Origin of the sequence: Burkholderia sp. BCC0044 (assembly GCF_902832955.1) — a bacterium.
In the GTDB taxonomy this organism is placed as follows: domain Bacteria; phylum Pseudomonadota; class Gammaproteobacteria; order Burkholderiales; family Burkholderiaceae; genus Burkholderia.
The window spans coordinates 62,870-77,360 of record NZ_CADFDO010000007.1; the positions used below are offsets into that span (position 1 = coordinate 62,870).

14 protein-coding genes are annotated in these 14,491 nt (G+C 66.8%); 9 read left to right on the forward strand and 5 right to left on the reverse strand.

The window, feature by feature from the left end:
• Positions 1-49: 49 nt before the first annotated feature.
• On the reverse strand, positions 50-328 hold the full coding sequence (locus tag HWX14_RS32090; RefSeq protein ID WP_006401505.1) for an HU family DNA-binding protein: 279 nt from the start codon (positions 326-328) through the stop codon (positions 50-52).
• A 388-nt stretch (positions 329-716) separates the two neighbouring features.
• On the opposite strand from HWX14_RS32090, the gene mnmC reads away from it, so the two are divergent.
• The 7 genes from mnmC (at position 717) to HWX14_RS32125 (ending at position 9,590) form a co-directional block, all read left to right on the forward strand.
• Positions 717-2,648: a bifunctional tRNA (5-methylaminomethyl-2-thiouridine)(34)-methyltransferase MnmD/FAD-dependent 5-carboxymethylaminomethyl-2-thiouridine(34) oxidoreductase MnmC gene (gene mnmC, locus HWX14_RS32095; protein WP_175886215.1), complete on the forward strand. Its 1,932-nt coding sequence runs from the start codon at positions 717-719 to the stop codon at positions 2,646-2,648.
• A 672-nt stretch (positions 2,649-3,320) separates the two neighbouring features.
• On the forward strand, positions 3,321-4,535 hold the full coding sequence (locus tag HWX14_RS32100) for a cation:proton antiporter (protein WP_175886216.1): 1,215 nt from the start codon (positions 3,321-3,323) through the stop codon (positions 4,533-4,535).
• Between the two features lie 14 nt (positions 4,536-4,549).
• A complete protein-coding gene (locus tag HWX14_RS32105; protein WP_006490006.1) occupies positions 4,550-5,665 on the forward strand; it encodes a YbdK family carboxylate-amine ligase in 1,116 nt (371 codons plus the stop codon).
• Between the two features lie 506 nt (positions 5,666-6,171).
• A complete protein-coding gene (locus HWX14_RS32110) occupies positions 6,172-6,810 on the forward strand; it encodes a MarR family winged helix-turn-helix transcriptional regulator (RefSeq protein ID WP_175886217.1) in 639 nt (212 codons plus the stop codon).
• Between the two features lie 36 nt (positions 6,811-6,846).
• Complete coding sequence (locus HWX14_RS32115; protein ID WP_175886350.1) at positions 6,847-7,557, forward strand: glutamine amidotransferase; 711 nt, start codon at positions 6,847-6,849, stop codon at positions 7,555-7,557.
• Between the two features lie 212 nt (positions 7,558-7,769).
• Complete coding sequence (locus HWX14_RS32120) at positions 7,770-8,882, forward strand: NADH:flavin oxidoreductase/NADH oxidase (protein WP_175886218.1); 1,113 nt, start codon at positions 7,770-7,772, stop codon at positions 8,880-8,882.
• A gap of 177 nt (positions 8,883-9,059) precedes the next feature.
• Entirely contained in the window at positions 9,060-9,590 is a 531-nt protein-coding gene (locus HWX14_RS32125) for an SET domain-containing protein-lysine N-methyltransferase (protein WP_027808863.1), read from the forward strand.
• Between the two features lie 190 nt (positions 9,591-9,780).
• On the opposite strand, the gene HWX14_RS32130 is transcribed toward HWX14_RS32125, so the two are convergent.
• Positions 9,781-11,265 carry a sensor histidine kinase gene (locus HWX14_RS32130; RefSeq protein ID WP_175886219.1) on the reverse strand — a complete coding sequence of 495 codons (1,485 nt, stop codon included), beginning with the start codon at positions 11,263-11,265 and terminating at the stop codon, positions 9,781-9,783.
• Between the two features lie 120 nt (positions 11,266-11,385).
• Positions 11,386-12,078, reverse strand: a complete 693-nt coding sequence (locus HWX14_RS32135) for a response regulator transcription factor (protein ID WP_006401494.1) — start codon at positions 12,076-12,078, stop codon at positions 11,386-11,388.
• 122 nt (positions 12,079-12,200) lie between these two features.
• Here HWX14_RS32135 and HWX14_RS32140 point away from each other — a divergent pair, with 122 nt between their 5' ends.
• The gene (locus HWX14_RS32140; RefSeq protein ID WP_006401493.1) at positions 12,201-12,431 is read left to right on the forward strand and encodes a DUF3717 domain-containing protein; all 231 of its coding nucleotides are present in this window, start codon (positions 12,201-12,203) and stop codon (positions 12,429-12,431) included.
• Positions 12,432-12,530: 99 nt separating this feature from the next.
• On the opposite strand, the gene HWX14_RS32145 is transcribed toward HWX14_RS32140, so the two are convergent.
• Both HWX14_RS32145 and phhA read right to left on the reverse strand, forming a co-directional pair.
• A complete protein-coding gene (locus tag HWX14_RS32145; protein ID WP_175886220.1) occupies positions 12,531-12,839 on the reverse strand; it encodes a 4a-hydroxytetrahydrobiopterin dehydratase in 309 nt (102 codons plus the stop codon).
• A 122-nt stretch (positions 12,840-12,961) separates the two neighbouring features.
• On the reverse strand, positions 12,962-13,855 hold the full coding sequence (gene phhA, locus HWX14_RS32150; RefSeq protein ID WP_244130388.1) for a phenylalanine 4-monooxygenase: 894 nt from the start codon (positions 13,853-13,855) through the stop codon (positions 12,962-12,964).
• A 138-nt stretch (positions 13,856-13,993) separates the two neighbouring features.
• Between phhA and HWX14_RS32155 the strand changes: the two genes are divergently transcribed.
• Positions 13,994-14,479 carry an Lrp/AsnC family transcriptional regulator gene (locus HWX14_RS32155; RefSeq protein WP_060310246.1) on the forward strand — a complete coding sequence of 162 codons (486 nt, stop codon included), beginning with the start codon at positions 13,994-13,996 and terminating at the stop codon, positions 14,477-14,479.
• Positions 14,480-14,491: the final 12 nt, after the last annotated feature.

Consider the following 14,491-nt stretch of genomic DNA (forward strand, 5'->3'; position numbering starts at 1 on the left):
CAACAAAAAACCCGCCGAGAGGCGGGTTTTTCCTGGAACAGGCGCGGGTTTAACGCTTGTTGACGGCGTCCTTGAACGCCTTGCCAGCCGTGAACTTGACCGTCTTGGCTGCCGGGATCTTGATGGTTTCGCCCGTCTTCGGGTTGCGGCCCGTACGTGCTGCGCGCTTGCCCGAACCGAAGCTGCCGAAGCCGATCAGCTGAACCGCATCACCCTTCGACACGGCCTTCTTGATGACTTCGAGCAGCGTGTCCAGCGTTTCGCCGGTTTGAGCCTTGCTGGCGCCCGTTTGGGCGGCGACGGCGTCGATCAGTTCCTGTTTGTTCATTAAGGTTCCTTTATCAGGTTAGGTTGACACGAACAGCGCGAACGCGCCGATTATACGTGCGCGAACCGTGCCGTCGAGAGTCAGACTCCGACGACACAGCGCCGAATCCTGGCCCGCGCGACGCGCCCTCCGGCTTGCCGGCGGCCACCCCGCGGTACGGCGTTGCTATGATAGCGCAGCGCAAACCCAATAACGACAAGGGTTTCAAAGATTTTCATCGGTATTTCGCCGAATGAATCGTCGATTGCCCGTTTTTTGACCTGCGCCAACCGGACAGGATACGCAGCGTGGTCCACCCGCCCGTCGCCCCGTTGCCCTTTTCCAACGGCCGATCGGACCGCCTGCCGCAATCCCTTGCCAGGCTTGGCTGCCACGTTTTTTGTTTCGCATGCCCGACCGACTTGTTTACGCCACGCTCGCGCTTCGCGACGACGGCACGCTCGTCTCGCCCGAGTTCGGCGAGCTTCATCGCGGTGCATCCGGCACGCTCGCGCACGCGCATCGCGCGTTCGTCGCGGGCAACGGGCTGCCCGCGCGCTGGCAGCGCCGCCGCACGTTCACGATCGTCGCGACCGAGTTCGGCGCGGGCGCCGGCTTCCTCGCGGCATGGGCCGCGTGGCGCGACGATCCGGCGCGCTGCGAGCGGTTGCACGTCGTTGCAGTCGAGTCGCACCCGTTCTCGCGTGACGACCTGCGTCGCGCGGTTTCGCACATGGTTGCGGACACAACCATATCGGCAGACGCCGATGCGTTGATTGATGCATGGCCGATGCTCGTGCCGGGCGTGCACCGGCTCGAATTCGACGAGGGACGTGTGGTGCTCACGCTCGCGTTCGGCGATCCGATCGACCTGTTGACGAAACTCGTCGCGCGCGCCGATGCGTTTTTTCTCGACGGCGCCGCGGCATCGGGCGACGGGATCCGCGCACTCGCGAAACTCGCCGGCGAACACGCGACGTTTGCGACGCATGCAACCTCCGACGTCGTGAAACACGCGCTCGGCGAAACAGGTTTCACGTTCCGCGAAGTCGACGATCGTCTCGTCGGCGACTATGCGCCGCGCTGGCGCGCACGTCGGCATGAGCCGCCGCGTGCGCTGCCCGTGGCGACACGCCGCGCGATCGTGATCGGCGCGGGCCTCGCCGGCTGCGCGGTCGTCGAACGTCTGGCCGCGCGCGGCTGGGACGTCACGCTGATCGAGCGGCACGAACGGATCGCGAGCGAAGCGTCGGGCAATCCGGCCGGGGTTTTCCACCCGCTGATGACGCGCGACGACAACGTCGCGAGCCGCCTCACGCGCGGCGGCTTCCTGCACGCGATCGCACGCTGGCGCGCGCTCGAACGCGCAGGACATGCATTCGCTCGCAGCACGCATGGGATGATCCATCTCGCCGAATCGGCCGACGATTTCGCGCGGATGCGCGACGCCTTCGACGCGTTCGGCGCGCCGTCGGACTACGTGACGCTGCTCGACGCCGATGCCGCGCGGGCGCACCTGAATCTGCCGGTCGCGCACGGCGGCCTGCTGTTTCCGCACGGCGGCGCCGTCTGGCCGGCCGGGCTGTGCGCCGCGCAATATACGACGGCCGGCGAGCGCGTGCGCCTGCTTGCGTCCACCTGCGTCGCGCGGCTCGAACGGCGGGGCGACACCTGGCATGCGCTCGACGATACGGGCGCCACGCTGGCCGATGCATCGGTCGTCGTGCTCGCGAACGCGGGCGACGCCGCGCGTCTTGCCGGGCTGCAGCATGTCGCGCTGCAACCGGTGCGCGGCCAGCTCACGCTGCTGCCGCCGGGCACGACGGCGCCGCTGCCGTGCCCGGCGATCGGCGACGGTTACGCCGTCCCGCTCGATGACGGCACGCTGCTGATCGGCGCCACGTTCGAACCCGACGACACCGATCCCGCGATGCGCGCGGCCGGCCACATCGAAAACCTCGATCGCGTGCGGCGCCTGCTGCCAGGCCTGATCGGCGACCTGCCGGATCCCGCGACGCTGCAAGGCCGCGTGGCGTTCCGCTGGGTGGTCGGCGACCGCCTGCCGCTTGTGGGCCCGCTCGCCGACGAAGCGCAGGCCACCGCGAACGCACGCGCGCTGGGTGGTGCGCAAGCGCGCGACCTGCCGCGCATGCCCGGCCTCTACGGCGCATTCGGCTTCGGTTCGCGCGGCCTCGTGTGGGCTGCGCTCGGCGCCGAGCTGATCGCCTCGCAACTCGAAGGCGAACCGTGGCCGCTCGAGCGCGAACTCGCCGACGCGGTCGATCCCGCCCGCTTCCTGATCCGCGCGCTGCGCGCACGCCGCGTCGGTTCGACTAGCTGACCGGCCGCACGCCTCCCTCACAGTTTCCCGATTTTTCCGTGCAAGGTTATCCACGCGATGCTGTGGATAACCGCGCGGAATCCGTGCGCACACCGTGTGTAATCACAGTGGACGTAAACTGGGCAACTCGGCACAGCTGTGACGCGGCCCGAAAGTTGCTCAACTCAAACTTCTGTGCACGAACAGCCTGTGCAACCGGTTATGGTTTCGCCAACACCTTGATCTGCCAGCGTAAACCGGAGTTATCCACAGAACTGTGCGTCCTTTGTTAACTTCTACTACGTATATATACAGGTAAACCTTTGAAACCAAAGACCTGAGGTGCCGCACAGCGCCGCGAGTCGATTCAGTCGGTTCCGGAACGAAAAAGCTGTGGCACAATCGGTTTCCTTCGCGTTCGTTCGGCCCAGCGCCGGACATGCTTCAATGGAACGGTCGGCACGATTTCGAATCTGAATCTTCGAGACTGCGCAGTCCGTTCACACATCAGGCCGACAATCCAGATCGGCAACCTGAACGACGTTCCGCCCTGTGGCGGAACAGGCGGACCCCATGTACCGCCATCGTCGAGCACAACAATCACATTCGGGGCAATACCCAGCCGGCGCGCATCCATTCCTGTCGCTTGACCCCGCGTCGCTGGCGGTTGCTTCCAAAGGAGAAGTCACCACGATGAAGTCGGCGTTTTCTTTCCTGCCCAACTGGCCGCTCGTGCCGGATGCCGTGTTCTGGGCCGGGCTCGCGCTGTTCGCAGCCGGCCTGTGCGGCGAGCTGTGCTATCGCGCGTGGCGCCTGCCGCGCATCACCGGCTATGCCGTGATCGGCCTGATCGCCGGTTCGTTCGGATTCGGCGTGATCGACACGAGCACCGACGAAACCTCGCGGCTGCTGATGGACGTCGCGCTCGGCCTGCTGCTGTTCGAGCTCGGCAGTCGCCTCGACCTGCGCTGGATCCGGCGCAATCCGTGGCTCGTCGCGTCGAGCCTCGCGGAAGCCACGCTCACGTTCGTGCTCGTGCTGTTCGTGATGCTCGCGCTCGGCGTATCGGGGATGGTCGCGCTGGTGCTGTCGGCGATCGCGATCGCGACGTCGCCGTCGATGGTGATCCAGCTCAAGACGGAACTGCGCGCGGAAGGGCAGGTGTCGCAACGCCTGATCACGCTCACCGCGCTCAACAGCGTGTACGCGATCGTGCTGACCAAGCTCGTGACGAGCTGGCTGCACCAGGAAGCGTACGGCAACGTTTTCGCGACGATCCTGCAACCGCTCTACCTGCTCGCCGGGTCGTTCATCGTCGCGTATCTCGTCGCGCGTGCGTGCAACTATCTGTTCCGCCACATGACCGCGACGATGCGCGACGAGCATTCGTTCGTCGCGCTGTTCGGGCTGGTGATGCTCGCGATCGCCGTCGCGCAGGCGCTGAAGCTGTCGACGCTGCTCACGCTGCTGCTCGCCGGCATCATCGTGAAGAACCTCGAAGCGCGGCCGCAGCTGTGGCCCGAGCACTTCGGCACGGCCGGCTGGCTGCTGACGGTGGTGCTGTTCGTGCTGACGCTCACATCGTTCACGTGGGGCGACATCGCGCTCGGCGGGCTGCTCGCGATCGTGCTGATCGTCACGCGGCTCGCCGCGAAGCTGGCCGGCGTCGTCGCGTTCGCGAAGCCGAGCGGCCTCGGGATGAAGCAGGGCGTCGCGCTCGGCATCGCGCTCACGCCGATGTCCGCGCTGTCGTACCTGCTCGTCGACGACACCTACCAGCTCTATCCGAATTTCGACCCGCACCTGCGCGCGATCGTGATGTGCTCGATCGTGATCCTGCAGCTCGTCAGCCCGTTCGTCGTCTACCGCTGCCTGTCGGCGGTCGGCGAACGCAGCGACGGCAACTGATTCCGGAACCTGCCATGGCACTCGAAACCTTCGTCAATTCCGAACCGTTCACGTTCGGCGTCGAACTGGAGATCCAGGTCGTCAACACGCACAACTACGACCTGACCAAAGCGGCGTCCGACCTGATGCGCCTGATCCAGGGCGAAACCTTTCCGGGCAACATCACGCCGGAAATCACCGAAAGCATGATCGAGCTGTCGACCGGCATCTGCCATTCGCACGAGCAGGCCGTCAGCGAATTGCATGCGATCCGCGACGTGCTCGTGAAGGCGGCCGACCAGCTCAACGTCGGGCTGGCCGGCGGCGGCACCCACGCGTTCCAGCAATGGAGCGACCGGCAGATCTACGATGCGCCGCGCTTCCAGTACATCTCCGAGCTGTACGGCTATCTCGCGAAGCAGTTCACCGTGTTCGGCCAGCACGTGCACATCGGCTGCCCCGATCCCGACAGCGCGCTGTTCCTGCTGCACTCGATGTCGCGCTTCATTCCGCACTTCATCGCGCTGTCCGCGTCGTCGCCGTTCGTGCAGAACGTCGACACGGGCTTCCATTCGGCACGCCTGAATTCGGTGTTCGCGTTCCCGCTGTCGGGCCGCGCGCCGTTCGTGCTCACCTGGGACAGCTTCGAGGAGTACTTCACGAAGATGGTCAACACGGGCGTCGTGAACTCGATGAAGGACTTCTACTGGGACATCCGGCCGAAGCCCGGCTACGGGACGATCGAGGTGCGCGTGATGGACACGCCGCTGTCGGTCGATCGCGCGGCGGCGATCGCCTGCTACATCCAGACGCTCGCCCGCTACCTGCTGACCGACCGGCCGCTGAAGCTGTCGGAGGACGATTACCTGGTCTACACGTTCAACCGCTTCGAAGCGTGCCGCTTCGGGCTCGAGGGCACCTGCGTGAATCCTCAGACGGGTGAGCGCCGCACGATCGCGGAAGACATCCTCGACACGCTCGACCGGATCGCGCCGCATGCGGCCGCGCTCGGCTCGCGCGCGGCGCTCGACGAGATCGGCGCGCTCGCGAAGGCGCGCGTGAACGACGCCTCGTGGTTGAGAACCGTTTTCAAACAGGAAAAATCGCTGAACGAGACGGTCCGGCAGCAGTGCTTACGTTGGCGCGAGTGAAAAAATGTTTTGCAGATTGCAGGCTCGACCGCGTCGCGATTCACTGAACGCAGGCCGGCGCCGCGTCGCGCCGAAATCGTTGCCGGGCGTCCTCAAAATCTGTGGATAACCCGATATTCCACTGCAAAGTCAATGCTCTGCGGGCGGGATAACCCGGTGGATCATTACCGTGCGGCCGATGGCCGATTCGAACAGGAAAATGCCGGTGCGCCCCGTTTCGCGGGCGCGCGACATTGCGCGCACAACGAAAAATTCCGGTTATCCAGCGATTTTCCACAGAATGCAGGGGATAACTTAGCTGTGCGATTTTCCGCTCTCGCTTAGAATGTCGGCTTTGCGGACACCGGAACGATGCGTGTCTCTCCGGTCGCCGCGAACGCGACCGCCGCGTGTGCCTCGCGACGGCCGTGTTGACGCACTCGAGAGCGTGCGTCTGTTTTTGAGATAGATTCGATCTCCACACTACGGTCGCTCGGCCATCCGGGCGGCGGCAAAGCGAAAAGACTATGAGCGAAGGCGTTTACGGGAACCAGGCTGCGGGACGTGTGACCCACAGCCTGCTGCGGTTGAGCACGGCCATGCGGAGCGAGGCATGGGATTGGGCGGAAGGCGCTGGCCTCACGCCGACGCAAGGCGAGATCCTCGTGCTGCTGCTGCAGCGCAAGGGCCCGATGCGGCTTGGCGAGATCGCGCGCGAGACGCAGCTCACCGCGGCCACCACGAGCGATGCGGTCAGCACGCTCGAGACGAAGGGGCTCGTCGAGAAGCGCCGTGCGCTGGACGACGGCCGGGCCCTGGCCGTGCGCCTGTCGGCGCGTGGCCGCACGGCCGCGAAGAAGGCGCTGCAATGGCCTGAATTCCTGACGAAAGCGGTCGGCAAGCTCGGCGCGGACGAGCAGGGCACGCTGTATCGCGCGCTGCTGAAGACGCTGCGCGAGCTGCAGGTGGCCGGCGCGACGCCGCCGCAGCGCATGTGCCTGACGTGCGCTCACTTCCAGCCGGGCAAGCCGTCGAAGAAGACCGTGCATCACTGCGCGGCGCTCGACATCTCGATGTCCGACAGCGATCTGCGTCTCGACTGCTCGGTGCAGGAAGAAGCCGACGCGGCGACGCAGAAGAAGACCTGGAAGATTTTCGCAGGCTGACGTCCTGACGTCCGTCGATCGACCGGGAGGCCGATGGTGAACGCTGAAGTCGTGGCGATCCGCCACGTGCATTTCGAGGATCTCGGAAGCTTCGAGCAGGTGCTCGGCGAACGCGGTCGACGGGTGCGCTACGTCGATGTCGGATCGTCGCGGGTCGAGGTGCTCGACGTGCGCGAGCCGTCGCTGCTCGTCGTGCTCGGCGGGCCGATCAGCGTGTACGACGATGCGCAGTATCCGACGATCGCGCCGCTCTTGGCGCTCGTGCGCCAGCGCATCGACGCGGGGCTGCCGATCCTTGGCATCTGCCTCGGCGCGCAGTTCATCGCGCGGGCGCTCGGGGCGCGCGTCTATCCGGCCGCGCAGCACGAACTCGGCTGGGCGCCGCTGACGCTCACCGACGCCGGCCGCGCGTCGCCGCTGCGCCATCTCGACGGCGCGACGACGTCGATGCTGCACTGGCATGGCGATACGTTCGACCTGCCAGGCGGTGCGATCCACCTCGCAGCGACGCCGGCCTGCCGCCACCAGGCATTCGCGTGGGGGCAGCACGTGCTGGCGCTGCAATGTCATCCCGAGATCCGTGCCGATCGCTTCGAACCCTGGCTGATCGGCAACGCCGGCGAAATCGCCGCGACGCCCGGCGTCGACGCGCGCCAGTTGCGCGCCGATACCGCACAGCACGGCCCCGTGCTCGAGACGGCCGCACGGCATATGTTCGCGGAGTGGCTCGGCAGCGTCGGGCTCTGACGGCGCGGGCGGCTCCGTGCGCTGCAAAGGATTGGCCCGGCCTGCGTCCGTCGCGCGCCGGCGCATCGCCGCACATTCCGTTTGTTCCGCACTCAGCCGGCATCCGGCCCACCGTACCTGACCATCCGCTTACTGCCGATCGCGCCGTCTGCACGCTTCAAGCGTGCGTGCTACGCTCGTCCGCTCTTTCCCTTTCCTGGCGAGCGGCTCCCATGACTGCGCTGTTTTCTCCGTTCACGCTGCGCGGCGTGACCCTTCCGAACCGGATCGTGATTTCCCCGATGTGCCAGTACTCGGCCGAACGCGGCGAAGCGACCGACTGGCACATGATTCACCTCGGCCATCTCGCGCTGTCGGGCGCGGGCCTGCTGTGCATCGAAGCGACCGCGGTCGAACCCGACGGACGCATCACGCATGGCGACCTCGGCCTGTGGGACGACGTGACCGAAGCCGCGCTGAAGCCGGTGCTGGCCGCGATCCGCAAGCATTCGCCGGTCCGCGTCGCGATGCAGTTGTCGCATGCGGGGCGCAAGGCGTCGAGCGCGGCGCCGTGGGAGGGCGGCCAGCTCGTGCCGGTCGCCGACGGCGGCTGGCTGCCGCACGGCCCGTCGGCCGTGCCGCACAAGGACGGCGAGACGCCGCCGCTCGCGCTCGATGCAGCGGGCCTGAACCGCATCCGCGAAGCGTTCGCGGCGTCGGCCAAGCGCGCCGCGCGGCTCGGCATCGACGCGATCGAAGTGCACGCGGCGCACGGCTACCTGCTGCATCAGTTCCTGTCGCCGCTCGCGAACCGGCGCACCGACGAATACGGCGGCTCGCGCGAAAACCGGATGCGGTTTCCGCTCGAGATCTTCGAGATCGTGCGCGCCGCGTTTCCGGAAGACCGGCCGGTCGGCGTGCGCGTGTCCGCGACCGACTGGGTCGAAGGCGGCTGGGAGCTCGACGATACGATCGCGTTCGCGCACGAACTGAAGCGCCGTGGCTGCGACTGGATCGACGTGTCGTCCGGCGGCGTGTCGCCGCTGCAGAAGATTCCGCTGTCGCCCGGCTACCAGGTGCCGTTCGCGCAGGCCGTGAAGCGCGCGGTCGGCATGCCGACGATCGCGGTCGGCCTGATCAACGAACCCGAGCATGCGAACCGGCTGATCGAGGCAGGCGACGCCGATTTCGTCGCGATGGCGCGCGCGATGCTGTACGACCCGCGCTGGCCGTGGCACGCGGCGGCCGAGCTCGGCGCGCAGGTGACGGCGCCGCCGCAGTACTGGCGTTCGCAGCCGCGCGAGCACAAGGCGCTGTTCGGCGACGTCTCGTTCGGCCAGCGCTGAGCGCATCGCGCAATATTGCGCGCGATGTTGAACGAAGCAATATCGAACGTGTAGGATGCGGGTGATTCGCCGCATGCCCCGACGCGGCACCGACCGGTGCCGCGTTTTCGTTTGGCGCGGTGCCCGGCCGCGATCGCGGTCGTTTCCCTTCAAGTCGTCTTCACAAGGATTGGTTCGATGAGTTCACGCAGGATCGCGGTGCGCCGCTCGGGCGTACACGGCAAGGGTGTGTTCGCCGTGGCGCCGATCAAGGCCGGCGAGCGCGTAGTGGAATACAAGGGCGAGCGAATCTCGTGGAAGGAAGCGCTGCGCCGCCATCCGCACGACCCGAGCGAACCGAACCATACGTTCTACTTCGCACTCGACGAAGGCGGCGTGATCGACGGCAAGATCGACGGCAACAGCGCGCGCTGGATCAACCATTCGTGCGCGCCGAACTGCGAAGCCGAGGAAGTCAAAGGGCGCGTGTACATCCATGCGCTGCGCGACATCGGGCCGGAAGAGGAGCTGTTCTACGACTACGGCCTCGTGATCGACGCGAAGCTGACGAAGAAGCTCAAGCGCGAATACGCGTGCCACTGCGGTGCGGAGTCGTGCCGCGGCACGTTGCTCGCGACGTCCGACGAAGGCGGGAAAAAGAAAAAGAAGAAGGACAAGAAGGACGGCAAGCCGGCGTCCGGTTCGAAGGACAAGAAGAGCAAGAAGTGAAGCAGGCGGCAGCGCATCGCGCGCTGCCGCGGTCGTTTCGGCTGGCGGATGCCGCGTCGTGGCGGCCTGTCGTTCGCTGCCGTCTTTCCGTTCCCCTTCCGTTCCTTTTCCGGCGGGCCGCCCGGTCGACGGGCGTGCGGGTGCCTGCCGCGAATCGTTCAGCGATCTTCAGTAATCGCCTGGTGATCGCTCAGTGCGTCGGCGCGGCAGCCGGCGTTTCGCTGGCCGGCTTCTCCGTACGCGTAGCGAGCGGCACCCGCACCACGAAGCGCGAGCCGCCTTCCGATGCATCCTCGTACGACACGGTGCCGCCGTGCATCGCGATGATGTCGTGCACGATCGCGAGCCCCAGCCCGGCGCCGGTCTCGACGCCGTTGCCGCTTTGCGCGTCGCCGCGGAAGAAGCGCTTGAACAGGTCGGCCTGCTGGTTCGCGGGCACGCCGGGGCCGTTGTCCTCGACGACGATCTCGGCGGCCGGCTGGCTGCCCTCGAGCGCGGCGCGCGCGACGTTCACGGTGATCCGCGCGCCGTCCGGCCGCGCGAGCGGCACGTACTTCAGCGCATTGTCGAGCAGGTTCGCGATCACCTCGCGCAGCAGCACCGGGTTGCCGCGCACGATCAGCTTCTCGTCGTCGCCCGGCTCGTCGCTGCGCTGGAAGCCGAGGTCGACGTGCGACGCGAGCGCGCGCGGCACCCATTCGGCGCCGGTCTCGAACGCCATCGCCGCAAGGTCGACATCGACGAAGCGCGCGGCCTGTTCGCCCGGCTCGGCACGCGCAAGCGACAGCAACTGGTTGGACAGCCGCACGGCCCGGTCGGCGGCCGCGCGCAGCTCGCGCACCGCGGCGAAGGTCTGGTGCGGGTCGCGCGCGACGGCCGCCTGCTCGGCATGCAGCTTCACCGCGGTGAGCGGCGTGCGCAACTGGTGCGCGGCATCGGCGATGAACTTGCGCTGCGCGTCGAGCGCGGTCTTCAGGCGGCCGAGCAGCGCGTTCATCGCGCTCGTCAGCGGCCGGATCTCCAGCGGCACGTCGGTTTCGTCGACCGGTTCCAGCGACGTGTGGGTCTGCCGGTTCAGCGAATCGGCGAGATGCGTGAGCGGGCCCAGCTGCTGGTTCACGACGCGCCACACGATGCCCCAGCCCGCGAGCAGCAGCAACAGCAGCGGCATCATGATCGCGACGAGGAATTCGGCCGCGATCCGGTAGCGGTGCCGCACCGGCTGCGCGACCTCGACGACCATCGGCTTGCCGCCCTCGACATTGTCGACGCGCACCTGCGCGACCCGCACCGCGCGATTGTCGTATTCGGCCTCGAACACGTACGCGTGATGCATGCGCCGCACGTTGATGCCCTGCAGCGGCAGCTTCGGATCGCCGGCGAGTTCCTCCTCGCCGTCGCTGATCCGGTAGATCAGCGCTTCGGCCGGATCGGAGAACATCGCCTGCGCGAGCGGCGGCACCGTGAACTGCGCGTCGGGGCCGGCAATCTGGATCTGCTTGGAGATGGCGGTGGCGAGATCGGCGAGCGAACGGTCGATCACGTGCTGCGTGTATTGCCACGCGAGCCAGTAGGCGATCAGGCCGCTCATCAGCGCGAGCATCGACAGCGGGGCGGCGAGGCGCCGGAGCAGCGAGCGGCGCAGGCTGGTGGTCACAGCCGGATCAGGAGACATTTCGACGGGCAAATGGATAAGCGCCGCTCACGGGGAGCGGCGCGGTCGTGCGCCGGCAGCGGCGACGCGGGGCGGCACGCATGCGCCGGCGGCACGCGGCCGGCCGGCGCGCGGCACCGCTCAGACGCTCGCCGTCTGGCGGATTTCCTGCAGCAGGTAGCCGAAGCCGCGCACCGTGACGATTTCGACGCGGCACTGCTCGAGTTTCTTGCGGACGCGGTGCACGTAGACTTCGATCGCGGTGTCGCCGAGATCGCCGCCGAAGTGCGTGAGGTGATCCTGCAACTGGGCCTTGCTGACGACGCGGCCGTGACGCAGCAGCAGCATTTCCAGCACCGCGAATTCGCGCGGCGACAGTTCGAGCGGCTTGTCGTCGTTGAAGATGCGGCGGTCGACGCCCGACAGGCGGACGCCGCCGAGCGACACTTCCGGACGCGGCATGTCGCTGTGCGGGCCGCTGCGGCGCATCACCGCGCGGATGCGCGCTTCGAGCTCGGCCGGCTCGAACGGCTTGAGCATGTAGTCGTCGGCGCCGGAGTTCAGGCCCTGGATCCGGTCGTTCAGCTCGTCGCGGGCGGTCAGCACGATCACGGGCGTGTGGCGGTTGGTCTGGCGGAAGCGCGTGAGCAGCGTCATCCCGTCGATGCCCGGCAGGCCGAGGTCGAGGATCACGAGTTCGTGGCGGTTCTGTGCCAGCGCCTGTTCGGCAAAGATGCCGTCATGCACCATGTCGACGGTGAAGCCAGCCTGCTCGAGGCTGCTCTGGATACCGCGTGCGATGGGGCGGTCGTCTTCGATCAGAAGGAGTCGCATGAAGTTCGCTCAAGTACAATGGGTTGGCGGTTCAGGCACGCGGACAGCACGAAGCCGTTTCCACAGGGACGCCGCATCGCCTGACATCAAGCATGGCGGCCAGCGAACGATTAAATCCAATCATGTCCGATATTTCGATCCACGACCTCGAAGCCGCGATCAATTTCTGGCGCGCCCGCTCGCCGTCGAGCGGCGACGAACTCAAACTCTGCGAAGAGGCCAGCGCGCTCTCCAAGCCGTATGCGCTGCTGATTGTACAGCGCGAAAGCGCGCTGCAACTGGAAGGTTTGGACCCCAAGGCGCGGAAAGCGTACGAGACTTACGTGCGCCTTAAGGATGGCTTGGAAAGCTGAAGGCTTTCGCTGAGTACATCCTAGAAAACGTTCAGCGAAATGAAAAGTTGACGCGCCGCGCACGGAAACATGCGCGGCGGCAGAGGCGGGACTCGGGACTCAGGCGCCCGGTTGCGCGTGCGTGGCGGCGCCGTCGATGAACCGCGCGAGTTCGATGTCGCGCTCGGTCAGGCCGTCGGCGTCGTGGGTCGACAGCGTGACGTCGACGCGGTTGTACACGTTGAACCATTCCGGATGGTGGTTCATCTCCTGCGCCTTGATCGCGACACGCGTCATGAAGCCGAATGCCTCGTTGAAATCGGCGAAGCGCAGGCGGCGCTGGATCGCGTCGCGGCCCGGCACGGCCGTCCAGAGCGGCAGGCCTTCGAGCCGGGTCTTGCGTTCTTCGGATGTGAGCTTGTGGATCATCTTGCACCTCTCGTTCGGTAACGGCGCCGCGCGCGGTTGCACCGCGCGGCGAAGCCGGCATCGTTCATTGTTTCATAGTTGCGCAAAGGGAGTCGGCCGCCGGTGCCGCGGCGCCCGGCGCGTCACGCGTCGGCGTCGTCGGACCAGCCTTCGCCCGTGCCGCGATGCAGCACGCGGTCGGTGTCGAGCACCGCGCCGGCCGCGAATTCGGGCAGCGCCGCGAGCCGGTCGGCCAGTGCGCGGCCGTCGACGTCGGCGAGCGCGAACAGTTGCGCGAAATCGTCGATCACGAAGTAGGTCTTCTGGAACGTGTCGATCCGGTACTTTGTGCGCATCACGCGCTCGAGGTCGAACCCGAGCCGGTTCGGCGCCGCGCTTTCGAGGCTGTACAGGCTTTCGCCCTTGCTCGACACGATCCCCGCGCCGTAGATCGACAGCCCGTTCGTGCCGCGCGGGTCGCGGATCAGCCCGAATTCCACCGTATACCAGTAGAGGCGCGCGAGCCGCGCCAGCGCCGCTTCGTCGTCGGCGACCGCGAGCGCGGTGCGACCGTACGCCTGCATGTAGTCGGCGAACACCGGATCGATCAGCAGCGGCACGTGGCCGAACAGGTCGTGGAAGCAGTCGGGTTCCTGCAGATAGTCGAGCTGGTCGGGGCGGCGCATCCACCAGGTGACCGGGAAACGCCGGTTCGCGAGGTGTTCGAAGAACACGCGATCGGGCACGAGGCCCGGCACCGCGACGATTTCCCAGCCGGTCGCGGGCTTCAGCTGGCGGTTCACGTCGGCGAACGACGGCACGCGATCGGCCGGCAGCTCGATCTTGCCGAGCCCGGCGACGAACGCGTCGCACGCGCGGCCGCGCAGCAGCGCCGACTGGCGCGCATAGAGCTGCTGCCACACCGCGTGGTCGACCTGGCCGTAGCGCTGCAGCGGCTGGTCGATGGTGAAATCGGCGCGGGTTTCGAGGCCCGCGTCGAACTGCTCCTGCAGTTTCGCGGTGACGACGGTGGACATGATCTGGCTCTGCACGCTGTGGTTGGGACCATGCAAGTGTAGAGCGGGCTGCGCGCGGATTGGGCGCATAGTTGGCATAGATTCGATCGATGATGCGATAATCGAGCATCAAATCACGAATCAATGCGGAGAATGCTCATGGTGGAACTCGATCACTTCGATCTCGCGCTGCTGGACGTGCTGCAGCGCTTCGGTCGCGCGACGCATCAGCAGCTGGGCGAGGAGGTGCCGCTGTCGCCGTCGCAGATCGGCCGGCGGCTGCAGCGGCTCGAGGCGGCCGGCGTGATCGAAGGCTACCGCGTGATGCTGCGGCCCGAAAAGCTCGGGCTCGGCGTGACTGCGTTCACGAGCCTGAAGCTCAAGCATCACGGCGATTCGATCATCGAGCAGTTCCAGCAGCAGATCGACGTGCTGCCCGAGGTGCTCGAATGCCATGCGGTGGTGGGCGATGCCGACTATCTGCTGCGGATCGTCGCGCCGGATCTGAACGCGCTGTCGCAGTTCGTGATGAAGAAACTGATGCGGGTGCCGGGCGTCGACAGCGTGCGCTCGAACATCGTGCTGACGACCTTCAAGCGCAACGGTGCGCTGCCGCTCGCGCATCTGGCGCCCGGCGCCGCGTGACCGGGAGGCGGC